At 40.3% G+C, this 22,906-nt stretch carries 35 protein-coding genes; 24 read left to right on the top strand and 11 right to left on the bottom strand.

What is annotated here, in order from left to right; translation table 11 throughout:
- The first annotated feature begins 26 nt into the window (after nt 1–26).
- From HC660_RS09535 to HC660_RS09555, 5 genes are all read left to right on the top strand, one after another.
- The gene (locus HC660_RS09535; protein ID WP_168747934.1) at nt 27–836 is read left to right on the top strand and encodes a hypothetical protein; all 810 of its coding nucleotides are present in this window, start codon (nt 27–29) and stop codon (nt 834–836) included.
- Entirely contained in the window at nt 833–1,453 is a 621-nt protein-coding gene (locus HC660_RS09540; RefSeq protein ID WP_168747935.1) for a DUF4166 domain-containing protein, read from the top strand. The genes HC660_RS09535 and HC660_RS09540 overlap by 4 nt, the downstream gene beginning before the upstream one ends.
- A complete protein-coding gene (locus HC660_RS09545) occupies nt 1,447–3,075 on the top strand; it encodes a YndJ family protein (protein WP_168747936.1) in 1,629 nt (542 codons plus the stop codon). Before HC660_RS09540 ends, HC660_RS09545 begins: the two co-directional genes overlap by 7 nt.
- Before the next feature lie 109 nt (nt 3,076–3,184).
- On the top strand, nt 3,185–3,496 hold the full coding sequence (locus HC660_RS09550) for a hypothetical protein (protein WP_168747937.1): 312 nt from the start codon (nt 3,185–3,187) through the stop codon (nt 3,494–3,496).
- 227 nt (nt 3,497–3,723) lie between these two features.
- Nucleotides 3,724–4,482 carry a gamma-polyglutamate hydrolase PghL gene (locus HC660_RS09555; RefSeq protein WP_168747938.1) on the top strand — a complete coding sequence of 253 codons (759 nt, stop codon included), beginning with the start codon at nt 3,724–3,726 and terminating at the stop codon, nt 4,480–4,482.
- Nucleotides 4,483–4,504: 22 nt separating this feature from the next.
- Here the strand turns inward: HC660_RS09555 and HC660_RS09560 are convergent, their stop codons facing one another.
- From HC660_RS09560 to HC660_RS09570, 3 genes are read right to left on the bottom strand one after another with little or no spacing between them, the layout of a single operon-like run.
- The gene (locus HC660_RS09560; RefSeq protein ID WP_168747939.1) at nt 4,505–4,957 is read right to left on the bottom strand and encodes a YndM family protein; all 453 of its coding nucleotides are present in this window, start codon (nt 4,955–4,957) and stop codon (nt 4,505–4,507) included.
- A gap of 8 nt (nt 4,958–4,965) precedes the next feature.
- Nucleotides 4,966–5,265: a spore coat protein gene (locus tag HC660_RS09565; protein WP_168747940.1), complete on the bottom strand. Its 300-nt coding sequence runs from the start codon at nt 5,263–5,265 to the stop codon at nt 4,966–4,968.
- Nucleotides 5,266–5,267: 2 nt separating this feature from the next.
- Entirely contained in the window at nt 5,268–5,474 is a 207-nt protein-coding gene (locus tag HC660_RS09570; protein ID WP_411802397.1) for a DUF892 family protein, read from the bottom strand.
- A gap of 292 nt (nt 5,475–5,766) precedes the next feature.
- Between HC660_RS09570 and fosM the strand changes: the two genes are divergently transcribed.
- Both fosM and HC660_RS09580 read left to right on the top strand, forming a co-directional pair.
- On the top strand, nt 5,767–6,189 hold the full coding sequence (gene fosM, locus HC660_RS09575) for a FosM family fosfomycin resistance protein (protein ID WP_168747941.1): 423 nt from the start codon (nt 5,767–5,769) through the stop codon (nt 6,187–6,189).
- A gap of 81 nt (nt 6,190–6,270) precedes the next feature.
- Nucleotides 6,271–6,699 (top strand): hypothetical protein, encoded by a 429-nt coding sequence (locus HC660_RS09580; protein ID WP_168747942.1) that lies wholly within the window; start codon nt 6,271–6,273, stop codon nt 6,697–6,699.
- A gap of 394 nt (nt 6,700–7,093) precedes the next feature.
- On the opposite strand, the gene lexA is transcribed toward HC660_RS09580, so the two are convergent.
- On the bottom strand, nt 7,094–7,711 hold the full coding sequence (gene lexA, locus HC660_RS09585; protein ID WP_010334405.1) for a transcriptional repressor LexA: 618 nt from the start codon (nt 7,709–7,711) through the stop codon (nt 7,094–7,096).
- A gap of 155 nt (nt 7,712–7,866) precedes the next feature.
- Between lexA and yneA the strand changes: the two genes are divergently transcribed.
- From yneA to HC660_RS09615, 6 genes are all read left to right on the top strand, one after another.
- Nucleotides 7,867–8,178, top strand: a complete 312-nt coding sequence (gene yneA / locus HC660_RS09590; RefSeq protein ID WP_168747943.1) for a cell division suppressor protein YneA — start codon at nt 7,867–7,869, stop codon at nt 8,176–8,178.
- Between the two features lie 17 nt (nt 8,179–8,195).
- On the top strand, nt 8,196–8,849 hold the full coding sequence (locus HC660_RS09595; protein WP_010334407.1) for a YneB family resolvase-like protein: 654 nt from the start codon (nt 8,196–8,198) through the stop codon (nt 8,847–8,849).
- 63 nt (nt 8,850–8,912) lie between these two features.
- The gene (locus tag HC660_RS09600; protein WP_029441406.1) at nt 8,913–9,146 is read left to right on the top strand and encodes a DUF896 domain-containing protein; all 234 of its coding nucleotides are present in this window, start codon (nt 8,913–8,915) and stop codon (nt 9,144–9,146) included.
- A 174-nt stretch (nt 9,147–9,320) separates the two neighbouring features.
- Nucleotides 9,321–11,324 (top strand): transketolase, encoded by a 2,004-nt coding sequence (gene tkt / locus HC660_RS09605; protein ID WP_168747944.1) that lies wholly within the window; start codon nt 9,321–9,323, stop codon nt 11,322–11,324.
- Between the two features lie 152 nt (nt 11,325–11,476).
- Nucleotides 11,477–11,923, top strand: a complete 447-nt coding sequence (gene sirA, locus HC660_RS09610) for a sporulation inhibitor of replication protein SirA (protein ID WP_029441408.1) — start codon at nt 11,477–11,479, stop codon at nt 11,921–11,923.
- A gap of 85 nt (nt 11,924–12,008) precedes the next feature.
- On the top strand, nt 12,009–12,227 hold the full coding sequence (locus HC660_RS09615) for a YneF family protein (protein ID WP_003221221.1): 219 nt from the start codon (nt 12,009–12,011) through the stop codon (nt 12,225–12,227).
- 73 nt (nt 12,228–12,300) lie between these two features.
- Here the strand turns inward: HC660_RS09615 and ynzD are convergent, their stop codons facing one another.
- Nucleotides 12,301–12,474, bottom strand: coding sequence for an aspartyl-phosphate phosphatase YnzD (gene ynzD, locus HC660_RS09620; protein WP_024121579.1), 174 nt, complete (start codon nt 12,472–12,474; stop codon nt 12,301–12,303).
- A gap of 220 nt (nt 12,475–12,694) precedes the next feature.
- On the opposite strand from ynzD, the gene HC660_RS09625 reads away from it, so the two are divergent.
- From HC660_RS09625 to HC660_RS09635, 3 genes are all read left to right on the top strand, one after another.
- A complete protein-coding gene (locus HC660_RS09625; protein WP_168747945.1) occupies nt 12,695–13,402 on the top strand; it encodes a cytochrome c biogenesis protein CcdA in 708 nt (235 codons plus the stop codon).
- Between the two features lie 89 nt (nt 13,403–13,491).
- On the top strand, nt 13,492–13,854 hold the full coding sequence (locus HC660_RS09630; protein WP_010334411.1) for a response regulator: 363 nt from the start codon (nt 13,492–13,494) through the stop codon (nt 13,852–13,854).
- A gap of 79 nt (nt 13,855–13,933) precedes the next feature.
- Nucleotides 13,934–14,425, top strand: coding sequence for a CcdC family protein (locus HC660_RS09635; RefSeq protein WP_081720869.1), 492 nt, complete (start codon nt 13,934–13,936; stop codon nt 14,423–14,425).
- A 30-nt stretch (nt 14,426–14,455) separates the two neighbouring features.
- Here the strand turns inward: HC660_RS09635 and HC660_RS09640 are convergent, their stop codons facing one another.
- The 4 genes from HC660_RS09640 to sspO form a co-directional block, all read right to left on the bottom strand.
- Nucleotides 14,456–14,884 (bottom strand): DUF2621 domain-containing protein, encoded by a 429-nt coding sequence (locus HC660_RS09640; RefSeq protein ID WP_168747946.1) that lies wholly within the window; start codon nt 14,882–14,884, stop codon nt 14,456–14,458.
- Between the two features lie 230 nt (nt 14,885–15,114).
- On the bottom strand, nt 15,115–15,507 hold the full coding sequence (gene cotM / locus HC660_RS09645; RefSeq protein ID WP_168749439.1) for an outer spore coat protein CotM: 393 nt from the start codon (nt 15,505–15,507) through the stop codon (nt 15,115–15,117).
- Between the two features lie 78 nt (nt 15,508–15,585).
- On the bottom strand, nt 15,586–15,732 hold the full coding sequence (locus HC660_RS09650; protein WP_003221237.1) for a small acid-soluble spore protein P: 147 nt from the start codon (nt 15,730–15,732) through the stop codon (nt 15,586–15,588).
- Between the two features lie 31 nt (nt 15,733–15,763).
- Entirely contained in the window at nt 15,764–15,910 is a 147-nt protein-coding gene (gene sspO, locus HC660_RS09655) for a small acid-soluble spore protein SspO (RefSeq protein WP_003244839.1), read from the bottom strand.
- 226 nt (nt 15,911–16,136) lie between these two features.
- On the opposite strand from sspO, the gene acnA reads away from it, so the two are divergent.
- From acnA to HC660_RS09690, 7 genes are all read left to right on the top strand, one after another.
- Nucleotides 16,137–18,866: an aconitate hydratase AcnA gene (gene acnA, locus HC660_RS09660; protein WP_168747947.1), complete on the top strand. Its 2,730-nt coding sequence runs from the start codon at nt 16,137–16,139 to the stop codon at nt 18,864–18,866.
- Between the two features lie 73 nt (nt 18,867–18,939).
- Nucleotides 18,940–19,449: a redoxin domain-containing protein gene (locus HC660_RS09665; protein WP_168747948.1), complete on the top strand. Its 510-nt coding sequence runs from the start codon at nt 18,940–18,942 to the stop codon at nt 19,447–19,449.
- A gap of 78 nt (nt 19,450–19,527) precedes the next feature.
- Nucleotides 19,528–19,653, top strand: a complete 126-nt coding sequence (locus tag HC660_RS09670) for an FbpB family small basic protein (RefSeq protein ID WP_003244964.1) — start codon at nt 19,528–19,530, stop codon at nt 19,651–19,653.
- Nucleotides 19,654–19,717: 64 nt separating this feature from the next.
- Nucleotides 19,718–19,864, top strand: a complete 147-nt coding sequence (locus HC660_RS09675) for an acid-soluble spore protein N (protein ID WP_010334417.1) — start codon at nt 19,718–19,720, stop codon at nt 19,862–19,864.
- Between the two features lie 33 nt (nt 19,865–19,897).
- On the top strand, nt 19,898–20,149 hold the full coding sequence (gene tlp / locus HC660_RS09680) for a small acid-soluble spore protein Tlp (RefSeq protein ID WP_024121587.1): 252 nt from the start codon (nt 19,898–19,900) through the stop codon (nt 20,147–20,149).
- A gap of 80 nt (nt 20,150–20,229) precedes the next feature.
- A complete protein-coding gene (locus tag HC660_RS09685; protein ID WP_168747949.1) occupies nt 20,230–20,658 on the top strand; it encodes a YbgC/FadM family acyl-CoA thioesterase in 429 nt (142 codons plus the stop codon).
- 3 nt (nt 20,659–20,661) lie between these two features.
- On the top strand, nt 20,662–20,961 hold the full coding sequence (locus HC660_RS09690) for a hypothetical protein (protein ID WP_168747950.1): 300 nt from the start codon (nt 20,662–20,664) through the stop codon (nt 20,959–20,961).
- A gap of 32 nt (nt 20,962–20,993) precedes the next feature.
- On the opposite strand, the gene HC660_RS09695 is transcribed toward HC660_RS09690, so the two are convergent.
- Nucleotides 20,994–21,281: a HesB/YadR/YfhF family protein gene (locus HC660_RS09695; RefSeq protein WP_168747951.1), complete on the bottom strand. Its 288-nt coding sequence runs from the start codon at nt 21,279–21,281 to the stop codon at nt 20,994–20,996.
- A gap of 92 nt (nt 21,282–21,373) precedes the next feature.
- A complete protein-coding gene (gene plsY, locus HC660_RS09700; protein WP_010334422.1) occupies nt 21,374–21,955 on the bottom strand; it encodes a glycerol-3-phosphate 1-O-acyltransferase PlsY in 582 nt (193 codons plus the stop codon).
- 168 nt (nt 21,956–22,123) lie between these two features.
- Here plsY and HC660_RS09705 point away from each other — a divergent pair, with 168 nt between their 5' ends.
- Complete coding sequence (locus HC660_RS09705) at nt 22,124–22,531, top strand: CoA-binding protein (RefSeq protein ID WP_168747952.1); 408 nt, start codon at nt 22,124–22,126, stop codon at nt 22,529–22,531.
- The last annotated feature ends 375 nt before the right edge of the window (nt 22,532–22,906 follow it).

Below are 22,906 nucleotides of genomic sequence, written 5' to 3' on the forward strand. Positions count from 1 at the left end.
TTCTTGAAAAGAAGGTGAGAGGGGCTGTGAAACAGAAGCCGATTTATGTAGAAATCGAGATGACATCTGACCTGGACAAGCTTTGGGAATATACGCAAAACCCAGCGCTACATAAGGAATGGGATCTGCGGTTTTCTGACATTACGTATTTGCATAGAGGCGTAAATGAACCGCAGAGGTTTCTTTACGAGACAAGAATTGGCTTTGGATTAAAGGTGTCAGGTGCTGGGGAAACCGCGGGAACGAAGTTGCATTCCTCTCAAAGAGTATCCTCCCTGGCCTTTTCCTCCAACCATCCGTTATCCCTGATTAAAAAAGGCAGCGGGTATTGGAAATACATACAGCATGATAACGGGAAGCTTACCTTTATGACACAGTATCAATATGAAACGGCATATGGCTTTCTGGGAAGATGGATTGACCGGTTATTATTTCGGCCGCTGATGGGCTGGGCAACAGCATGGAGTTTTGATTCATTGAGACTTTGGATTGAACAAAATAAACATCCGAAACAATTGATCCGTTATGCGTTTGTCTATATGCTGACGTGCTTGTTTTTTAGTCTGTTTTGGTTTTACCACGGATTTGCAGATCGTGAAACGAACAACATGGCAAGAGCAGCGATAATAGTTTTGGGCATTTTATGGCTGAGTCCATTAAAGAGAAAATGGATACTTCATGCTGTGCAGGCCTGTATCTTTGCTGTCTACGCTTTTCTGGATGCCGGAATATGTTCTTTATTATTAAGTGTGGTTACTGCGGCAAGCGGCTTGATCAGTCTCCGGCTTCCAAGCGCTCGGCATACGGAACGAAAAAAGAAAGAAGTGAAATGGTGAGTTCAATTTATAAAAAAACAATTATAAATTATCATCTATTACATCCCAAGCTGCAGAAACGTTATCAATTAGACCGGTCACATACATTCAGCGGAAGAGGAACGATGTCAGAAATAAGCGGAGGTTCTTTTTTGGTCAGAATGCTGCTGAAGTGCGGGGTGTTTTTTAGATGTTTCTTTTCAGAGAGAGGAAAGGACATCCCTTTTACAATTAAAAATAGAACATGTCTTACAGAGCAGGAACATACGGGGGTTGAATGGAATCGGACTTTTGTCTTTAAAGATAAGAAGCGTTTCTTTGATGCAGTTATGGTATACGACGAAAGTGAAAAACGAATACTTGATTTTTTCGGCCAACCTCATATTTTGCTGTCCGTTTTAACTTTTGAAGCACTCTCTGACGGGTCTCTCCACATTACATCAGGAAAGCAATGGCTATTAATATGCGGGAAAAGGATTCCTTTGCCAAAATGGCTGAGCGGTAATTCCACTGTATGCGAAACGTTTGATGAAAGCAACAACTGCTTCACTATTCAAGTTCATGTGGAAAATGCAATTCTTGGCACTCTTTTTTATTATAAAGGGACATTTCAGGAAACAGAGGGAGAAGTATGTTAAAACGACACGGCATCATTCGTGCGCTTTGTTTCATCTGGTTTCTTGCATCTGAAGCTCCTGACATATCAGTTGCGGAGGCGCTTGTCTTGTTTTCCATTCTCTTTTTTGTGCCAGAAATTTTTCCTTTTGTTTTTCATCAATCGGTTCACAGGTCTATTCGATCTTTGGAAAAATTATTGATGCACATCTATCCTGCAGCAGCTGTTTTCGCGGTATTAGCCCTTGTGACAGATGTCGGGTATTTTGCACTGATCTGGTGGATATACACTGCTTTGTTGGCTCTGTATGGTATGTTACGGCTTTCGAAAACAAAAATACATAGAATAGAAGAAACATCTATCTTATGTGGACTCGTTTATTTGGGAGGAGGGGGATTTTGGTTTTTTGCCTATGCTGCACATTTACAAATCCTGCACTTCGGTCCTCTCATTATTTTGCTCACAGCTGTTCATTTTCACTATTCTGCTTTTCTTATCCCGATCTTTAATGGTTTACTTGGCAGAGTCCATAGAGAAAAACGGGTTATGTACGGTTGGGGGACATGGATTATTTTACTGTCGCCGCTCCTCATCGCACTCGGAATAACATACTCAAAAACACTTGATATCTTGGCGGTTGGTATCTATATGGCGGCACTTTATCTCAACTCATACTTAATATTTAAGACAGCTTTTCGCAGTAAGACAGGCAAAGTGCTTATCCGAATGTCTTCTCTCGTTTTAATGATAACGATCTGTTTCTCTTTGGTTTACTCGTTCGGTGTATTTCGGCAAGAAGTCACACTGACCATCAGCCAAATGATTTGGATACACGGTGTCGTGAACGCATTCGGTGTCATTTTGCCGGCTCTAGCAGGATGGAGAAAAGAAAATCCTCAGCCCTCGGATGCGAGTGTCAAAGTTTTCAGCCGTATATACGGAAAGAGAACGATCGGAAAGAACTTTTTGCACAACATTCACGCTGAGAATAACATTCAATATAGCGGACTTGTGGATGATATGAGAAGCCTTCGTTCAAACGATTTTTCACCGGAGCATTTGAAACCGTTGATTGTTTCATTTTATGAACAGACGAAAGATTATGAGGTAAAAGCAAAAGTGACGTGGAGCACTTGGTTTCAGCCCTTTGCGAAAATGTATGAATACATCAGCAAAAGAACCGGACAAATACACCTGTCAACGAACCCTGACTGGTATAGGATGCACAGTACAATAAAAGGTGTCCATTCAAAAAAAGACGGAAGAAATAAGGTGCGTGCCTGGATCAGAACAAATGAAAAAAACGAAACCATTTTCACCGCGCTGTATTCTGTATATCGCTCAAAAGGAGAGGGGTACATGAATATTTCTCTGCCGCTTCCTTTCAGTAATATGACAGGCGTTTTAAAGCCTTATCATCACAAAGAGAACCTGATTCTGACCAGCAGGCGGAGAAAAAGCGGTGCTGGGGATGAAGGAATTTATCTTAGAACAAGAATCGGGACATGCCCGCTTCCATTATCTGAAACCTTTCTTATAAAAGCTCCGTGTGCAAGCAGGTTAACAGCTGTTCACGAAATGTGGCTGTTTGGGATTCAATTTCTAACTGTTAATTATGAAATTACATATTGCCCGTCCAAATGAAGAATATAAAACAAAGACAAGCGTTCATCTGACAGTTGCTCGTCCGGCAAACAATGGACCGGCGCATTTTAATTCTGCACCTCATACAGACGGGGAAGGAAGGGTTTTTATGTTGTATATCAGTTTATTTCTGATTGTATGGCTGGCTGCGGGATTTGCAGTGGGGATGAAGCAAGTTTATGTCGATCAGCTGTTTGATAAAGATGTGATCGAAAGGCTTGAAAAAGAAGCAGGTGACAATGATCTTGTTGTCCGTTTTATTAAACACCGTTTCGTTTATATTGCAGCAGTTACTTTAAGCGGGTTTATTGCTGTTTACAGTGAAATAAAAGCCATTCCGCAAAAGCGGAGTATAAGAAAAATTGAAAAAGACATTAATAAGCTGAACAAAGTAAGGAAACGCGGGAATAACAGAAAGTAAAAGGTGCACAAGCCAGCAGGCGGGTGCATTTTTTTATTTAATGGAAAGCCGGTGCGATCTTACTTTTTTGCTAAGGAGTATAAATTCATAAATGTGAAGAACAGCACCCGGGCTAATGGTATATAATATTGTGAATTTAACAAAAATTTAACAAGGAGGACGAGATAATTCGTGCTAAAGCCTCAAAGAATCCAGCATCCTGTGTTTTTGGTTTTGAGGCGGAGTAGATGAAACCGGCCAAAGTATCCCTGCTCCGCCGTTTGCTCCATTCCTTGAAGCATGTTGATTGTAACATAGTCAAACGTTTTCCATCAACTTTAAAAAATGTAAAAATGTTGTTAATTTTTTTATTGTTTGTTCCGGTTTCTTCAGTATGTGCAGAGGATATCTATCAGAATTTCGAGGAATTAAAGAATAACGAAGATCCTTCTGATTACAGCATTGTCACAAAAGAAATCGGCAGCCCTGTGCTTGTTTTAGCTATTCACGGGGGAGGTATTGAAGGCGGCACAAGTGAATTAGCGAGAGAACTCAGCAAAGCGTATTCCATGTATTTGTTTGAAGGTTTGAAGACGTCTGGAAATTCAGTGCTGCATATAACAAGCACACATTTTGATGAACCTCAGGCACTGAAACTTGTAGCAAGTCATGAGTATGTCATTTCATTGCATGGGTATGCAGGAGAGGACCAACAGATACAAATCGGCGGAACAGACCGATCAAGAGCGGCAGAATTGGTTTCAGAACTGCAGAAAGCCGGTTTTCCAGCTGAATTGCTTGGTACGGATCATCCGCATGCAGGCGTAAGTCCAAACAATATAGCGAATAAATCAAAAACCGGTTTGAGCATCCAGTTAGAGATGAGTACAGGTTTTAGAGAATCTTTGTTTGGCATCTTTTCTTTAAAAAGCAGATCCACGACTCAAAATGAGGGGTTTTATGATTTTACGGAAGTGTTGACCCATTTTATGCAAAACAGTTATTAAAATAAGGAGGCTTTGCGCCTCCTTATTTTTCATCCTTCTGATCAGGGGCTTCAGGGAACAATTCATCTGATGCCTCGGTTTGATATTGCAAAGTGTTATCTTTAGCAGTCAGTTCGTTTCTGAATGTTTCATCCAACACATTTTTCAGCAAATACCGGTGAAAAAAATATTCAAAAACAGTCAGGCAGACAGAAGCAATAAGAGCAGCTGCAAACGGTGAGAAACCGTTTCTCGTTTGCGTTTCAAGAAAGACCCAAAGAATAACGAGTGAAAGCCCGAAGTCAGCCAGTGAAGCTGTCACATTGCTGGTTCTCGGCAAGATCAGGATGTCTCCGGAAAGGTATGTTACAAAGCTTAAGAAAAATGTTATAAACAGCACACTTAAGAAGGAAGCATGGTAAACTCTATCCAAAATCACATACAAGAGGGCAAGAGTTAAAGCTGTTTTAGAAGCAAGAGCGATAATATGTTTCATTTGATCACCTATATTTGAGGCAAATCTTTAGCGGTATCTGCAGCCTCAAGATCGACACTTATTTGCTGAGTTAAATCTTTAGAATGATAAAAACCCTTTGCAGCCATATAAAGATAAATTTGTTCATGGGTATTAATCGCGTCATGTAAATATTGCTGCAGCGTTTCTCTGACTTCTGGGGAAGAAGATTCTGTGATGGCAGCTGCAATATTCCTTACGCCTGTCTTTGCCGATATTAAAAAATCCGTTGCGATCGCTTGTTCGGTCATGCTGCCCATTCCGGCTAATTTTTGAAAGAACTCATTCACGCTTATTCACCTCTCACTGACAGCAATTCCTGCAAACGTGCAACCTGCTGTTTTGTTTTTTGAGCATCCTGTTCAAGAATACTCTTTAATTCTTCATCTTGTACAAGTCCCGTCATGGTTGAAGATTTTGTCAAACAAAGATTTTTAAACGTAAGCAATTCGTGCAATTCTAACGTTTCATGAAGGCCGTAGTCATTCATCACGGTCATTCCCTTCTTAAGTAATATGGTTTATTTTGAGCAAATTGCTTTTGTTTACACTGGTATTTTTTGCTGTTGAATTGAAACTTTCTGACTGGAGCACCCGTACATAAGGGTGGGGATGAGCGTCTTAAAATAAAAATCCAGCATTCAATCTTTTGAAACAGGCTGAGTAAAAATTTGAAGAATTATACGCTTTTACTAAAAAAACGTCTTTATCACAATGTCTGTATTGCATTATTGAAAGTCCCATATTTAAGTTTTTTAATCGGCTATCTATAAATACTGAGGAGGAGACACAGTGGAGATCAAAGGGATCAATCACTTGTTATTTTCTGTTTCTGATTTACTGACATCCATCGAGTTTTATCAAAATGTCTTTGATGCTAAATTGTTGGTCAAAGGAAGGAGCACTGCATATTTTGATTTAAACGGCATATGGCTGGCTCTCAACGAAGAGCGTGACATTCCCAGAAATGACATTAAGGCTTCTTATACCCATATCGCTTTTACAATTGAAGAAAGTAAGTTTGAAGAAATGTCCGCAAAATTAAAAAATCTTCAAGTTACTATTTTGCCTGGGAGAGAACGAGATGAACGTGATCGAAAATCAATTTATTTCACCGATCCTGACGGCCATAAATTTGAATTCCATACAGGAACTCTTCAAGGCAGACTTCAATATTATAAGCAAGCTAAAACCCATATGGATTTTTATGATTGAAAAAGTGCGGGAAACTGAGCAACAGAGGATATACATATTTATCTTTTGGGGGTAATATATGGTAAAGGAGGGGGATTGCATTTGAGAAATAAAATCTTGCTGATGACAGCTGTTTTGCTATGTGTTTTTGGAACCGGGACGATTCATGCAGCAACTTTACAATATGAATATAAAACCGATTTCATTCTTAATGATGAAACAAAAGCGCTTTATGTAGAAAACATTGGTGATATACCGGCAATTGACTATTTTTTAGGGTACCAGTTTACGATACGAGGAGTGAATACTTGTTCAGTTGACATTAAGCTTCAGCGAATGGGACTTACAGGTAATTACACTACGTTAAGCGCCAAACAATTCATCGGTAATTGGTTTGATTTTAGCGCTCAAGATAAGGTTTCCATTGAACCGTATCATCGGTATCGAATAGTAGCTGAAGAACATTCCCCAAACTGTGGAAGTGTTCATGTAAAAGGGCGCTATGGTGTAGAATATTTTACTTTTGATTGATGCTCACATTTATTGAAAAGCAGTGAGCTTTTTTTGTGGAATAAATTAACTAAATAAACTATGTACTAAATATTCAATATATTTCTTTTTGATCTCGCTCATGATAAAAGAGCAGAGTATAACTAATCTTTTCACGTCCAAGATCGAAACATTTATAAGATAGGAACGACTACATTTTTAAACAATATTTTTTAAAGAAAAAGTTTCGTTAAGGAAAGAAAATTTCTTGACTTCAACAATTAAATGATGGATAATTATGGTGTAAACATGATGTTCTTTTTCCTCCTATTCAGGTTCGCACCTAAGCCAGGGCGAACCTGCTTTTTTTTAAAACAAAACCCCCACTCCGTAAAGGGAGAGGGGGTTTATTCTTTGTAACTGATAGTTTGATAGTTTAATGGACAGTTCTGAACACACCAATTACTTTTCCTAATATGCTGACATTCTGCAGTATAATCGGAGCCATGGTTGGATTTTCAGGCTGTAGGCGAATGTGTGTATCCTCTTTATAGAAACGTTTTACAGTAGCTTCATCATCTTCTGTCATCGCCACTACGATTTCACCGTTATTCGCCGTGTTTTGCTGTTTTACAATAACATAGTCCTTATCAAGTATACCTGCGTCAATCATACTGTCTCCCATAATCTCCAGCATAAACACATGCTCATCCGGAGGAACCATACGGTCAGGAAGCGGGAAGTATTCTTCAATGTTTTCAACCGCTGTAATAGGTGATCCGGCCGTTACTTTTCCGATTACCGGTACATTAACGACTTGGCTCTTTGGAATCTCTACTTCTTCATCCAGAATTTCTATCGCTCTTGGTTTTGTCGGATCGCGTCTAATCAGTCCTTTTGTTTCCAAACGGGCCAAATGGCCGTGGACAGTTGAACTGGACGCAAGGCCGACAGCCTCTCCGATCTCTCTAACGGAAGGCGGATATCCTTTTGATTTAACCTCTGCTTTAATAAAACGGAGGATATCAAGTTGCCTTTTTGAAAGCTTCGTCATTTTTTGCACCTCTAAACGTCGATTTTAAGTAGATTATAGCATGATTTTCCTGACAGTACAAACATAGGTTCGAAAAAACAATTGACAGAAACGTTTGTTCGTATATACTGAAATTATAAAAATGCGAACAAACATTCTTGTTGGAGGTTGTTATCATGAGTAAAGAATCTATTATTTTTGTCGGCCTGTTCACTGTGATTCTAAGCGTGGTTATCCTTCTGTTGTCATATACAAGCAGCGACCAGGAGCTTAACCAGTATGTTAAAATAAAAGTTCAGCAGGGGGATACGCTGTGGTCGCTTGCCGACCAGGTGGCTGACTCAAAAAAGATAAATAAAAGTGATTTTATTGAATGGGTAGCTGAAAAAAATAATCTTCAGCCGTCTGAACTTCAGCCGGGAGATGAATTGGTGATTCCATTAAAAAAGGAACATCCGGCTGCATACGAACTGGCTACTGTTAAATAGAGAGGAAAGGTAGAAAGGTGAAAGCACTCATTTATGCCCGCGTAAGCACAAATAAAGAACAGCAAGAAACCTCATTAAAGCGGCAGGAGGAGGAGCTTACGGCCATTGCGGCTGAGAACGGCATAGAAGTCGTCAAAGTGATTTCTGAAAAAGCCAGCGGATATGAAATGGACCGGGATGGTGTATTTGATTTGCTTGATCATATCAAGAACTCAAATATTGATGTGATTTTAGTTCAGGATGAAACAAGACTCGGCCGGGGAAACGCGAAAATTGCACTTCTTCATTGTATTTACAGGGAAGGAGTGAAAGTATTTACGACCGCTCACAGAGGTGAACTTGAGTTATCGGAGGCTGACTCTATGGTGCTGGAAATCGTCAGTATTGTGGAGGAATACCAGAGAAAAATTCACAACATGAAAATTAAACGCGGAATGAAACGCGCAGTAAAAAATGGTTTTAAGCCTCAAAAGAACCTGAAAAACCAGCATGAAAACAGCGGAAAAGATAGAATAGAAGTTCCGATCTCGGAGATTGTCCGGTTGAGAGCAAATAAACTGACGTTTGCTGAAATCGCGGCTACGTTGAGAGGTTTTGGCTATGATGTGTCAAAGGCGACAGTCCATCGGCGTTTTCAAGAATACATAGAGAATGAGCAGACAGGCGAGTGAATCAGTTGTAAAACTCCTCGTGTTTTAGTAGTATATACACAAAATGCAATAAAGGAGTTTATCATGATTTCAAACGAAAAAATTGCCAGAATCAATGAACTTGCCGCAAAAGCTAAAGCTGGCGTTATCACAGAAGAAGAAAAAGCCGAGCAGCAAAAGCTCCGTCAAGAATACCTAAAAGGATTTCGTTCTTCTATGAAAAACACATTAAAAAGTGTAAAAATCATTGATCCTGAAGGCAATGACGTAACACCTGAAAAGTTAAAAAGAGAAAAAAAAAATAACAGACTCCATTAATATAAGAGGAATACGGCAATATCGTATTCCTCTTTTGTATATACTACAAACAGCAGGGCTTTCTTCAGGTGACAAAATTCATCAAGTTTCTCTCAAATTTAAGCTGAAACAGTTGAGAAAAAGTCGTCAGACATTTATGATGAAAGGGTACAACATATAAGGAAGGGGATTTTTATGGATACAATTGAAAAGAAATCAGTTGCTACCATTCGCACACTATCAATAGACGCTATTGAAAAAGCAAACTCTGGTCACCCTGGAATGCCTATGGGGGCAGCGCCAATGGCATATACGCTATGGACAAAATTTATGAATGTAAATCCGGCAAACCCTGGGTGGTTTAACCGCGACCGTTTTGTTTTATCTGCGGGACACGGATCAGCACTTTTATACAGCATGCTTCATTTAAGCGGGTATGATCTCAGTATTGAAGATCTTAAGGGATTCCGTCAGTGGGGCAGCAAAACACCGGGACATCCGGAATTCGGACATACAGCCGGTGTTGATGCAACAACAGGGCCGCTTGGACAAGGAATCGCAATGGCGGTCGGAATGGCTATTGCAGAACGCCATTTAGCCGAAACTTACAACCGTGATTCATTCAATGTAGTCGATCACTATACATACAGCATTTGCGGTGACGGTGATTTAATGGAAGGTATTTCTTCTGAAGCCGCTTCACTAGCAGGCCATCTTCAGCTTGGCCGTCTCATCGTATTATACGATTCAAATGACATCTCATTGGATGGAGATCTGGATCGTTCATTCTCTGAAAACGTAAAACAGCGTTTTGAGGCGATGAACTGGGAAGTTCTTTACGTTGAGGATGGAAACAATATTGAAGAATTATCTGCCGCAATTGAAAAAGCACGCCAAAACGACAAGAAACCTACATTAATTGAAGTGAAAACGACAATTGGTTTCGGTTCCCCTAACCGTGCCGGCACTTCCGGTGTTCACGGTGCTCCGCTTGGCAAAGAAGAAAGTAAATTAACAAAAGAAGCTTATGCATGGACGTATGAAGAAGATTTCTACGTTCCGTCAGAAGTATATGAGCATTTCGCAAAAACAGTAAAAGAATCCGGCGAGAAAAAGGAACAGGAATGGAATGACCAATTCGGTAAATATAAAGAAATTTATCCGGAACTCGCTGAACAGCTTGAACTGGCTATCAAAGGAGAACTTCCGAAAGACTGGGATCAAGAGGTGCCTGTTTATGAAAAAGGAAGCAGTCTGGCATCCCGTGCCTCTTCAGGTGAGGTTCTAAACGGTCTTGCGAATAAAATTCCGTTCTTTGTTGGCGGTTCTGCAGACTTAGCAGGATCAAACAAAACGACGATTAAAAATTCCGGTGATTATACAGCGCTTGATTACTCAGGCAAAAATTTCTGGTTTGGTGTTCGTGAATTTGCTATGGGTGCAGCCTTAAACGGTATGGCGCTTCATGGCGGACTCCGTGTATTCGGCGGAACATTCTTTGTCTTCTCTGATTACTTGCGTCCGGCGATTCGCCTTGCAGCCTTAATGGGTCTTCCTGTGACATATGTCTTTACTCACGACAGTATCGCGGTCGGTGAAGATGGGCCGACTCACGAGCCGGTTGAGCAGCTTGCTTCTTTACGCGCAATGCCTAACCTTTCTTTAATTCGCCCTGCAGACGGTAATGAGACAGCAGCGGCATGGAAGCTTGCGGTACAGAGCACAGATCATCCAACAGCACTCGTATTGACACGTCAAAACCTTCCTACAATCGACCAAACAGCTGAAGAGGCATTGGCTGGTGTAGAAAAGGGTGCTTATGTTGTTTCTAAGTCTAAAAACGAAACACCGGACGCTCTTCTTATCGCGACGGGCTCAGAGGTTGGTCTGGCAATTGAAGCACAGGCTGAATTGGCGAAAGAAAATATTGATGTTTCTGTCGTCAGCATGCCTTCAGTAGATCGTTTTGAGAAACAATCTGATGAATACAAAAACTCCGTGCTTCCGTCAGATGTGAGAAAACGTCTTGCGATTGAAATGGGCGCATCATTTGGCTGGGGTAAATACACAGGGCTTGAAGGAGACGTGCTCGGCATTGACAAATTCGGTGCCTCCGCTCCTGGCGAAACGATCATCAATGAATACGGCTTCTCAGTTGCAAACGTTGTGGATCGAGTTAAAGCATTAATCAATAAATAAGGTTTTCAAAGGGGATGAGTCAAATCATCCTCTTTTTCTTGTTTATCCGACAAAAATAGTATTGGCTGATTAACAGTAATAGACAATTCTTTCTTCTCTTCTTTTGTATAATAGAATGCAAATGAAATGCTGCTGGAAAAGGGGATGAGAAGATGGAACGTCACTACTATACGTACCTGATCAAAGAGGAATTTGCCAATCACTATTTCGGGCGGGAATCGGTTATGTTTGAGCTGTTTCAAGACTATCATTGGACAAGCCTGACGAGGCAGCAATATGAAATGACAGAGAAACAAATTCAATATATTACGAAACCTATTCCGATTTTACATATGCATCAGCGGTTAAAAATGAATTTGAATAATACAAACTATACACAGCTGGATTATATTTATAGATTATCTCTGCCAAAAGCAAAGGGACAAGCGTCTTTTATGATGAGGGAACACATGATTGAAATTGTAGCTAACGGAGATTACGAGGCAGAAACGATATTTTTTGAAGTTCTTCGCAAAGTAAGCCCTTGCTTTCTCGCAATGGATTTCAATACGAAGCGGTATGGGTGGTTAAATCCGGTGAAAGAAAGAAATTTTGTCTAAAACCGAAGAAAAAGAGATGTAAATGTTGTATAATAGCTTTTGGTTTAGTACACTTTAAACTAGACAACATGAAGGAGGAAATAAAATGACTTTATGGGTTGGCATCCTAGTGGGCGTTGTTGCACTGCTCATAGGTGTTGCACTCGGGTTTTTTATTGCTCGTAAATATATGATGAGCTACCTTAAAAAGAATCCGCCTATTAATGAACAAATGTTACGCATGATGATGATGCAAATGGGAATGAAACCTTCTCAAAAGAAAATCAATCAAATGATGAAAGCCATGAATAATCAAACGAAATAATACGTAAAGATTATGATATAGAGAAACATGGTTATAAAATAAAAAACCCTTTATCGGGTTTTTTATTTTGCAATCATTCATCACCCGCTACTGCTCGAAGGCGCTGCTTTTGATATTGTATGAGAAGATGGTCAAGCTCCTGACTGAGTTCTATCGTAATATGAGATGTCATTCCGTTCGCCATGACAATTTGCAGCAGCTCTGCTCTTTTCTTTTCAATTTCATTTAATAGATGCTCTCTAATCACAGGGATGTATCCTTTCATACATTAGATCTTCAAAAGTGAATGTTTATATTATATCCATATTTATACTAATTTTCAAATGAGAAGGAGTACAATGTCTCAATGTCAAATTAAATTATATAAGTTTTTTTTGAAAATAGAAATCCTTCGAGTGAAAGTGTTAAAAAAATGAAATGATTTTGTCATAACTTGAAGGAATGTCAAATTATGAAGGGATGATGACATGGGAGATGTGAATTATCTTCTGACATTCGGGGCGGGATTTTTATCATTTATTTCGCCTTGCTGCCTGCCGCTGTATCCGGCTTTCCTGTCATATATTACAGGAGTGAGCATGGATGATGTGAAAACAGAGAAACTGCTGCTGCAAAAAAGAAGCTTGGCTCATACGCTGTTTTTTTTGCTGGGGTTTTCAGTGATTTTTATTGCTTTAGGATATGGTACATCTTTTATTGGAACCTTGTTTAGGGATTATCATGATGCTATTCGGCAAGTGGGCGCTTTGCTCATTATTCTGTTCGGTTTTATCACGCTTGGCGTGTTTCGTCCTGAGGTTATCATGAAAGAGCGCAGAGTCCATTTTAAGCATAAGCCGGGGGGGTTTTTCGGTTCAATTTTAATCGGTATGGCTTTTGCGGCTGGCTGGACGCCTTGCACCGGTCCTATTTTGGGGGCTGTTATCACATTAGCAGGTACGAATCCTGGCTCAGCGGTACCGTATATGATGCTATATGTTCTCGGATTTGCCGTTCCATTTGTATTATTGTCGTTCTTCATTACGAAGCTGAAATGGATTAGGAAGAATCAGCTTTTGATCATGAAAGCGGGCGGCGTACTTATGATTGTAATTGGGATCCTGCTATTTTTTAACTGGATGAGCTTGATCATTATTTTGCTGTCGGATCTTTTTGGTGGTTTTACAGGTTTCTGACTGTTAAATTACTTTTGCACTACTACTAATCCTTTTGTTTTTGGTACAATAAGACTATTACCTGAGGAATTCGATTTTTGGAGGGGAATATGACAAGAGTTTTAGTTGTAGACGACGCCAAGTTCATGAGAGTAAAAATCAGAGAGATCTTGGAAGAGGCAAATTACATAATAGCAGGCGAGGCGGCGGACGGCGAACAAGCGGCTGACCTGTATAAAAAACTTCGGCCGGATTTAGTGACGATGGATATTACGATGCCGGTGAAAAACGGGATTAAGGCGCTTCGTGAGATCATATCCTTTGACCCTAAAGCAAAGATAATCATGTGTACCGCAATGCGCCAGCAAAGAATTGTTACGGAAGCCATTGAACTTGGGGCAAAAGATTTTATTGTCAAACCGTTTGAGGAGTCCAAAGTATTAGAAGCTGTGAATCGCGTTATGGGAAATTGAAAGTCATTTCTTTTCAAAATGGTTTTTTTTATTGTTTTGGAGTATAGTATATAGTGTCAACACTCCGAGAAACAAAGGAATGATAAGTATGATGATAATAGTTTCATCAATTGTTGCTGTTTTAATGGCTGCAGCTGTGATGGTGGTCAGAATTAAGTCTTCCGATAAACCTGTTTCAGCGAAAAAAATCATTCTTCCGCCGATTTTTATGAGTACGGGGGCGTTAATGTTTTTATTTCCGGTTTTTTGGGTAACAGGTGAAGAGTTTTTAGAAGCGATCACTTTAGGCGTGATTTTCTCTATTTTTCTTATAAAAACTTCAAAGTTTGAAATTAAAAATAATGAAATTTACATGAAACGGTCTAAGGCATTTGTCTTTATATTAATCGGCCTTTTGGTGATCAGAATTGTAATGAAATCAATTTTAAGCACATCGGTTGATTACGGCGCACTGAGCGGTATGTTTTGGATTCTGGCTTTCGGTATGATTGTGCCGTGGAGAATTGCCATGTATCTGTCATATCGAAAACTTCAAAGCGAGCTGCAGTCAGCAGACATTCAAATGAATTAAAAAACCTTTCCTCTTCGCGGGAAAGGTTTTTTATTTAAGAAGGGCCTGATAAGGTTCAATATCGATATTCTTGTCTCTTAGATGCTTCTTTAAAAAGGTATGATCTCTTTTCGGAGTAGCCAGGATATAACCTTTGATAATAAGCCGCTGATCAATCGCTGCTACGTTTTCTTTTAATGCCAGCTCTCCGATTTTTCCGGCAATTTTTGCTCTCGCTATATCTCTGAACAGCTCTGGAACAGGTGTAACCAATTCATCGAGAAATTGTTTGTTTTCATTGCTCCATAGATGTCTGCTGTTTTCAATATAGTAATCCTGCCAATCCAGCTCAGATCTGCCGTCCTCTTTTGGTAAACGCTTTAAAAACTTTCGGAACATAAAAAAACCGCCGATTGATAACAAGACAATCATCGTGATCACCCAAAACAGAATAAACCACAAAAACCAGCCTTCCAGCATCAATCATTCCCCCTTATACTAACCATATTGTATATGAAGAAAGAATAGAAGAACAACGTTAAAAAAAATAGAAAAAAATGATAGACGTCTAGTCAAAAGAGATGATAGATCATATTCTATTGTATAGTGAATCTGCTATTTGGCCATGGGAGAGTCACTAGAGGGTATTTGACGATAAATGGACGGAGAAAAGTCACTTTCATAATAGGGGATGAAAGTGACTTTTGATTTTAGCTGAGAGGAAATTGAAGAGAAAAAGAAGAGCCTTCATTCATCTCTTTATTGACGGCAACTGTGAGAATTTGATTTTCGCATTCAGTCTCAATCGACTTGTCATTCAAATAAAAAGGAAGCATCATTTGTTTTTCAAGAGTCTGTTCCGAGGATTTAACCGTTAGGATGAACTCACATCCGGACAAGGTAATTGTTATTTGTGTTGGCTGTAAAGACGATAGGTCTGCTTCAATAATATATTGCTGACTTGTTTCATATAGATCAATAGGTAATGTTTCGTCGTACCAGGCGAACGGATCTTCAAAAAATTGCCGAAGCCATTCCTCCATACCATCGAAATCATTAGCATCGTTTCGTTTTGAATGGGTCATGGAAGCATTCCTCCATATATCAACCTTGCTTTAGCTTATGCAGTTGGTCAGAAATGGGTGAACGCATAAAAAAACAGACACTAAGGTCTGCTTTTACTACATATCATGGCTTGAATTGTGCTTTTGTCTTGTGTGATTTCTGTTTTTTACTTTCTTGCTTCCGCTAAGAGGTTCCGGCTGACCCGGATTGTGTCCTTTAGGGGCGTTTTTATGCATATCTTTACTTGTATTTTTATTGGTCATAAAATGAGAACCTCCTTAAAAGAGTTCAACGTTATTGATTGGTTTTTCTTTTTTTGTTATTTTGGCGTTCTGCTTCAGTCAGTACAAGCTGATCGTTTTCTATATAGCCGGCGCCTTTGCCTTGGCTTTTCGCGTCATTCATCCCATTTATTACGTGATTTGCTTTTCTTTTGACCATCATTATCACCTCAATCATAATATGGCTTCTTTCAATGAGGAATATGAGAGAGCGCAAACAGTAAAATTTCCCGCTTTTTCGCCTGATAAGCCGATCTTATTGTATTTAATAAAAACATTGATATTTACTTATGTATGATTTTGTTTTAATATGAAATTGTGAGAAAATTGTGATGGAATGTAACGTTCATCTGAGAATGAACTGATCTGAAGGGGGATTTTGGAGAATGGCAAACGAGCAAAAAACTGTAGCACAAGACGTTTTCCAAGCGAGAAAAACGTTTACTACAAATGGGAAAACCTATCATTACTACTCTTTGAAAGCATTGGAAGATCTGGGGATCGGAAAGGTATCGAAGCTTCCTTACTCCATCAAAGTTCTTTTAGAATCTGTACTGCGTCAAGTTGACGGATTCGTCATTAAAAAAGAACACGTGGAGAATTTGGCAAAATGGGGAACTGCCGAGTTAAAGGAAATCGATGTTCCGTTTAAACCATCTCGCGTTATTTTACAAGATTTCACTGGGGTACCGGCAGTAGTTGACCTTGCTTCATTACGTAAAGCAATGGCAGCTGTCGGCGGAGATCCTGACAAAATCAACCCTGAGATTCCTGTTGATCTTGTCATCGACCACTCTGTACAAGTTGATAAAGCGGGCACAGAAGATGCTTTGGCTATTAATATGGACTTGGAATTTGAAAGAAATGCAGAGCGTTACAAATTTTTAAGCTGGGCAAAGAAAGCGTTTAATAACTACCAGGCAGTACCGCCAGCAACAGGTATCGTTCACCAGGTAAACCTTGAGTTCTTGGCAAGCGTTGTCCACGCAGTCGAAGAAGACGGAGAACTGATTACGTATCCTGATACGCTGGTAGGAACCGACTCGCATACAACAATGATTAACGGAATCGGTGTTCTCGGCTGGGGTGTCGGCGGAATTGAAGCGGAAGCCGGAATGCTCGGGCAGCCTTCTTATTTCCCTGTTCCTGAGGTAATCGGCGCGAAACTTGTCGGAAAGCTTCCGAACGGAACAACAGCCACTGACTTGGCGTTAAAAGTGACACAAGTACTGCGTGAAAAAGGCGTAGTCGGCAAATTTGTTGAGTTCTTCGGACCGGGAGTTGCTGAACTGCCGCTAGCAGACCGTGCGACAATCGCCAACATGGCTCCGGAATACGGTGCTACATGCGGATTTTTCCCTGTAGATGAAGAAGCTCTTAATTATCTGCGTCTGACAGGCCGCGATGCTGAACATATTGATGTAGTAGAAGCATACTGCAGAAGCAACGGCTTGTTCTACACTCCTGACGTAGAAGACCCGCAATTTACTGATGTCGTTGAAATTGATTTGTCTAAAATTGAAGCCAACCTTTCGGGTCCAAAACGCCCTCAGGATTTGATACCGCTTTCTAATATGCAGGAAACGTTTAAAAAGCACTTAGTCAGCCCTGCGGGTAACCAAGGATTTGGATTAAACGCCGAAGAGGAAGACAAAGAAATTAAATTTAAATTGCTTAACGGCGAAGAAACAGTCATGAAAACAGGTGCAATCGCTATTGCTGCGATTACAAGCTGTACGAATACATCTAACCCATACGTCTTAATCGGTGCCGGCCTTGTGGCGAAAAAAGCGGTTGAATTAGGTCTCAAAGTGCCTAATTACGTGAAAACATCACTTGCACCGGGCTCTAAGGTTGTTACAGGTTATCTTGTGAATTCAGGCCTTCTTCCATACATGAAGGAGCTTGGTTTTAACCTCGTAGGATATGGATGTACAACATGTATCGGAAACTCAGGTCCGCTTTCACCGGAAATTGAAGAAGCAGTTGCGAAAAATGACCTGTTGATTACGTCTGTTCTTTCTGGAAACCGTAACTTTGAAGGACGTATTCATCCGCTTGTGAAAGGTAACTATCTTGCTTCTCCGCCGCTTGTAGTAGCTTATGCGCTGGCTGGAACAGTAAACATTAACCTGAAGACGGATCCGATCGGTGTCGGCAAAGACGGACAAAAAGTGTACTTTAACGATATTTGGCCTTCAATGGACGAAATTAATTCACTTGTTAAACAAACCGTTACACCGGAGCTCTTCCGCAAGGAGTACGAAACAGTATTCGATGACAACAAGCGCTGGAATGAGATTGAGACAACAGATGAAGCGCTTTACAAATGGGATAATGAGTCAACCTATATCCAAAACCCGCCTTTCTTCGAGGAAATGTCAGTTGAACCAGGCAAGGTTGAACCTTTAAAAGGCCTTCGTGTAGTCGGTAAATTCGGCGATTCAGTCACAACCGACCATATCTCTCCTGCAGGGGCAATTGGAAAAGATACACCTGCCGGAAAATACTTGCAATCAAAAGGTGTGTCACCTCGTGACTTTAACTCTTACGGCTCACGCCGCGGAAACCATGAGGTTATGATGAGAGGAACATTTGCAAACATCCGCATCAAAAACCAGATCGCGCCGGGCACAGAAGGCGGATATACAACGTATTGGCCGACTGGTGAAGTGACTTCAATCTATGATGCCTGCATGAGATATAAAGAAGATAAAACAGGCCTTGCTATCTTAGCTGGAAAAGATTATGGTATGGGATCTTCCCGTGACTGGGCTGCAAAAGGAACAAACCTGCTCGGCATTAGAACTGTAATTGCTGAGAGCTTTGAAAGAATCCACAGAAGTAACCTGGTATTCATGGGTGTGCTCCCGCTACAATTTAAACAAGGTGAAAATGCGGATACACTCGGCTTAAGCGGTAAAGAAGCGATCGAGGTGGATGTTGATGAAAGCGTACGCCCTCGTGATATCGTTACAGTAAGAGCAATTGATGAAGACGGAAATGTAAAAACATTTGAAGCACTTGTGCGCTTCGATAGTGAAGTTGAAATTGATTATTACCGCCATGGTGGAATTCTGCAAATGGTTCTTCGCGAGAAAATGAAGCAATCATGACGTATGAAGAAGAGAAGGCGCCCTGCTTTCTCTTCTTTTTATGAGATAAGATAGCTCCGGGGGTGGATGACATATGCTGAAAAAATGGGTCGCAGGAATCCTGTTGATTGGGCTTGCCGGATACATGTGCTGGAACATCTACCAGCAATTTAGCAAAAAAGAAATAGGCATTGAAGAGGGACAGCAAGCGCCTGACTTTACTTTGAAAACGCTATCAGGTGAGAGTAGCTCCTTATCAGATGTCAGAGGCAAAAAAGTTCTGCTTAACTTCTGGGCAACTTGGTGTAAACCGTGCCGACAGGAAATGCCGGCGATGGAGGAACTGCAAAAGGAGCACTCAGATTTAGCGGTTATTGCAGTTAATTTCACTTCAGCTGAGAAAAGCGAAAAACAGGTGCAAGCCTTTGCAGATACGTATCATTTAACCTTCCCCATTTTAATTGATAAAAAAGGTATTAATGCAGACTATAATGTGTTTTCATACCCAACTACCTATATTTTAGATGGAAAAGGCGTGATACAAGACATACATATCGGGACCATGACAAAAAAAGAGATGAAAGAAAAACTGGATATTCATTAGATTCAGTTTTTTTTGTGTGAACATGCTTACAAATTTTCAGAATTGGAAAAAATAAAAGAATACGCGGAGGTGAGAAGAGTGAAGAAGATGAGAAAACGTTCTTTTCATGAGCTCGTCATGGAAAACAAAAAAGAGCTGATGACGAATACGGAATATTTAAATCAGCTTGAGGAAAAACTTGAACAGAGATTCAAGCAAAAATAACCTTTAATTTGTATTCATGTTTACCCCTCCTTTTGAGAATCCTATCTGTTGAGGAGGGATAAACATGGGAAACAACAAGAAAAACGGTCAGCCTCAATATGCTCCGAGCCACTTGGGTACAAAGCCTGTTAAATATAAACGCAATAAAGGGGAAAAAATGCACGATACCTCTGGTCAGCAGCCAGTTATCATGCAGACGAAAGGCGAGTAGCCGGATTGATTTTATTCAAGGAGGTTCATCCCAATGACAAAAAACCAAAATCAATATCAGCAGCCTAATCCTGACGACCGTTCTGACAACGTAGAGAAACTGCAGGATATGGTCCAAAATACAATTGAAAATATAGAAGAAGCAGAAGAATCAATGGAGTTTGCTTCAGGAGAAGATAAGCAGCGCATCAAAGAAAAGAACGCGAGACGGGAAGAGAGCATCGAAGCGTTTCGCAATGAAATTCAAGACGAATCCGAAGCGAGAGAAAACGGATACCGTTCCTAAAAACCAGGGAAACCTGGTTTTTTTCTTTCTGATTTGGATGTGGTAAAATGGGGCTAAACTGATTAAGGGAGCAGAGTATCTTGCATGTATCAAAAACAGAAATAGAAGTGCGTTACGCTGAAACAGATCAAATGGGGATCGTGTATCATGCGAATTATCTTGTTTGGATGGAGGTCGGAAGGACGGCACTCATTAAAGACTTAGGCTTTTTGTACAGTGATATGGAAAAGAAAGGCGTTCTTTCCCCAGTCGTTGATATCAATATTTCCTACAAAAAACCCCTTCATTATGGGGAAACTGCGGTAGTGCACACATGGATTGAGGAATACAACGGCTTTAAAACCATATATGGCTACCACATATATAATCCGGCCGGTGAGCTTTCTATTGAAGCGAAATCATCTCATATTTGTGTGGATAAAGAAAGTTTTAAACCGATTCAGTTTCGTAAGGCTTTCCCCGATTGGCACGCAGCATATGAAAAGGCCAAAAAACTGGGAAGTGAATGACAGATGGCATTTGGCGTGAAACGGGAGGAAGTTAACCGCTGGAAGAAGGCAGTCAAAAGAGGGGAAATCGCATTTTTAACACATTATTGGCTGGATGACCGTTTCCCGGAATCTAAAACCGTGACAAAAGCAGGCTGTGCAGATATTGATAAGCTGGTTCAATGGGGTGCGGCGTACGGTTTGAAGGAAGAATGGATACATAATAAAAGCGAATTTCCCCACTTTGATCTTTTGGGCGAGACGCAAAAATATATCCTAGAACAAGAAAACCTGACCGATCATCTTACACGTTTTCATTTATAAAAAAAGAACGCATATCATATGCGTTCTTTTTCTTATTGATATTCAAATACAGGCTCATCAGCAGACTCTGAATAGCTGACGAGAAGATCATGGTTGTCAAAGAACCAAAGATCACTTGCTTCAATAAAGAAGGTGATGCCTCCGACTTCTGCCGTGACTCCTGCCTCTTGAGGAGCATCTTTTGTCACTCCTAGAGAAAAACCTTTTTGAACGTTGCTGCAGCCGCCATAGCGGACAAAAAAACGAACTTGGTCACCGTTCTGTAAATCAAGCTCTTCTTTATACCAGTTCAGCGCGTCTTCGTTAACTGTCATATTCATAACAGAACCCCTTTTCCCTTTGTTATCATTTGATTTTCTCTATTATAAACGTATTAGGCTACCTCGTGTCAAAATAGAAGTTTTTCAAACATTTATAACCATTTGACTTTAGGTTCTGTTTTATTGATAATTCGTTTGATGTTCGCCCGGTGCCGGTATATTACAAAAACAGTGAGCAGCGTGACGACAATCAATAAATACTTATCATGTACAAAGAGGCTATATATGACAGTATATATCCCTGTTAACATTGATGACAGAGAAACAAATTTAGTTAAGTATAAAAAGATGAAAAAGACCGCAACCATTGTAATGAATAACAGAGGAGCATAAAACAGCAAAACGCCTCCCGAAGTTGCCACGGCTTTGCCGCCTTTAAATTTGGCGAAGACAGGAAACACATGGCCAAGAACCGCTATGACTCCCGCAAGGAGCGGATGAATATCAACATGCATGAGGTAAGGCAATGCAGCTGCCAGTGTCCCTTTCAAAATATCTCCGGCTATGACAATCGAACCAGCTTTTACGCCCAGTGTACGGAACGCGTTGGTAGCGCCCAAGTTTCCGCTGCCATGCTCCCGAATATCAATCCCCTTGGCAAGCTTACCTACGATTAAGCCAGATGGAATACTGCCTATCAAGTAGGCCAAAATAATCAATAAAGCAATTAACATCTACATTTCTCCTTTTTCAATGTCCCTAATTTCTATTTTAACATGAGATGTCATGATCTGATGATAAGTTTTTTTGTAAAGTTTGCTTACAAATCTAATCATTCATACATCATGTTTTGCGTTCTTCCTTATCGGTCTTGTAGAATAAACAAAAAGGAGTGGTCTATCATGCAAAACCCATCCAAAGCGGAAATCAAAGAAATTCTTGATGGAAGTAAGAGAATAGCAGTTGTCGGGCTTTCAGACCGTCCCGAAAGAACATCGTATATGGTATCAAAAGCGATGCAGGATGCGGGATACGAAATCATACCGGTAAATCCGACGGTCGAAGAGGCGCTCGGTGTAAAAGCCGTATCATCGTTACAAGAAATTGACGGTCCGATTGACATCGTAAATGTATTCAGACGTTCAGAACAGCTTCCTGATGTCGCTAAAGAGTTTCTGGAGACAGATGCCCCGGTATTTTGGGCGCAGCAAGGCCTGGTAAACGAAGAGGCTTATCAGATGCTGAAGGAAGAAGGCAGAACGGTCATCATGGATCTGTGCATAAAAGTGGCACACGCTGTAACAAAGTAGATGCAGAGCTGCAAAAATCCTTGTGAATTCAAGGATTTTTGCTTTTTTATGTAAAGATATTGTTTGCGAATTACTGTGAAACAGATACAATAAAGCTTGAACAGCTTTTTTGAATGCCTTGCTAAGCTGGGTTCCGGCCGTACGATTTGCGAAGGTCCGCTGCTTTATATATAATAAACAAACATACGTTCTTATATCGAAAAAACAGCACTTTTGGATGTTATACGGAATGATTCGTTAGCTGTATGTTGAGAATGGGATTACATTGGTTATAATGAAGAGTCCAAGGCAGAAGCGCACCGGGGCAAGGATTTTGAAAAATACTTTTATACAATTGACAGGTAAACAATGAAAAAGAGAATGTTAGTTTTTTGA

Source organism: Bacillus mojavensis (genome assembly GCF_012648005.1).
Lineage (GTDB): Bacteria > Bacillota > Bacilli > Bacillales > Bacillaceae > Bacillus > Bacillus mojavensis.

Coding starts and splice junctions, on each gene's coding strand:
- HC660_RS09550 (WP_168747937.1), top strand. CDS start 3,185: ATGTTGTATATCAGTTTATTTCTGATTGTATGGCTGGCTGCGGGATTT.
- HC660_RS09695 (WP_168747951.1), bottom strand. CDS start 21,281: ATGAATATGACAGTTAACGAAGACGCGCTGAACTGGTATAAAGAAGAG.
- HC660_RS09675 (WP_010334417.1), top strand. CDS start 19,718: ATGGGAAACAACAAGAAAAACGGTCAGCCTCAATATGCTCCGAGCCAC.
- HC660_RS09665 (WP_168747948.1), top strand. CDS start 18,940: ATGCTGAAAAAATGGGTCGCAGGAATCCTGTTGATTGGGCTTGCCGGA.
- HC660_RS09615 (WP_003221221.1), top strand. CDS start 12,009: ATGACTTTATGGGTTGGCATCCTAGTGGGCGTTGTTGCACTGCTCATA.
- yneA (WP_168747943.1), top strand. CDS start 7,867: ATGAGTAAAGAATCTATTATTTTTGTCGGCCTGTTCACTGTGATTCTA.
- HC660_RS09545 (WP_168747936.1), top strand. CDS start 1,447: ATGTTAAAACGACACGGCATCATTCGTGCGCTTTGTTTCATCTGGTTT.
- lexA (WP_010334405.1), bottom strand. CDS start 7,711: ATGACGAAGCTTTCAAAAAGGCAACTTGATATCCTCCGTTTTATTAAA.
- tlp (WP_024121587.1), top strand. CDS start 19,898: ATGACAAAAAACCAAAATCAATATCAGCAGCCTAATCCTGACGACCGT.
- HC660_RS09705 (WP_168747952.1), top strand. CDS start 22,124: ATGCAAAACCCATCCAAAGCGGAAATCAAAGAAATTCTTGATGGAAGT.
- HC660_RS09635 (WP_081720869.1), top strand. CDS start 13,934: ATGATAAGTATGATGATAATAGTTTCATCAATTGTTGCTGTTTTAATG.
- HC660_RS09555 (WP_168747938.1), top strand. CDS start 3,724: ATGAAACCGGCCAAAGTATCCCTGCTCCGCCGTTTGCTCCATTCCTTG.
- sspO (WP_003244839.1), bottom strand. CDS start 15,910: ATGGTCAAAAGAAAAGCAAATCACGTAATAAATGGGATGAATGACGCG.
- HC660_RS09640 (WP_168747946.1), bottom strand. CDS start 14,884: ATGCTGGAAGGCTGGTTTTTGTGGTTTATTCTGTTTTGGGTGATCACG.
- HC660_RS09630 (WP_010334411.1), top strand. CDS start 13,492: ATGACAAGAGTTTTAGTTGTAGACGACGCCAAGTTCATGAGAGTAAAA.
- sirA (WP_029441408.1), top strand. CDS start 11,477: ATGGAACGTCACTACTATACGTACCTGATCAAAGAGGAATTTGCCAAT.
- HC660_RS09560 (WP_168747939.1), bottom strand. CDS start 4,957: ATGAAACATATTATCGCTCTTGCTTCTAAAACAGCTTTAACTCTTGCC.
- HC660_RS09690 (WP_168747950.1), top strand. CDS start 20,662: ATGGCATTTGGCGTGAAACGGGAGGAAGTTAACCGCTGGAAGAAGGCA.
- tkt (WP_168747944.1), top strand. CDS start 9,321: ATGGATACAATTGAAAAGAAATCAGTTGCTACCATTCGCACACTATCA.
- HC660_RS09650 (WP_003221237.1), bottom strand. CDS start 15,732: ATGACCAATAAAAATACAAGTAAAGATATGCATAAAAACGCCCCTAAA.
- acnA (WP_168747947.1), top strand. CDS start 16,137: ATGGCAAACGAGCAAAAAACTGTAGCACAAGACGTTTTCCAAGCGAGA.
- HC660_RS09600 (WP_029441406.1), top strand. CDS start 8,913: ATGATTTCAAACGAAAAAATTGCCAGAATCAATGAACTTGCCGCAAAA.
- HC660_RS09625 (WP_168747945.1), top strand. CDS start 12,695: ATGGGAGATGTGAATTATCTTCTGACATTCGGGGCGGGATTTTTATCA.
- HC660_RS09570 (WP_411802397.1), bottom strand. CDS start 5,474: ATGACCGTGATGAATGACTACGGCCTTCATGAAACGTTAGAATTGCAC.
- plsY (WP_010334422.1), bottom strand. CDS start 21,955: ATGTTAATTGCTTTATTGATTATTTTGGCCTACTTGATAGGCAGTATT.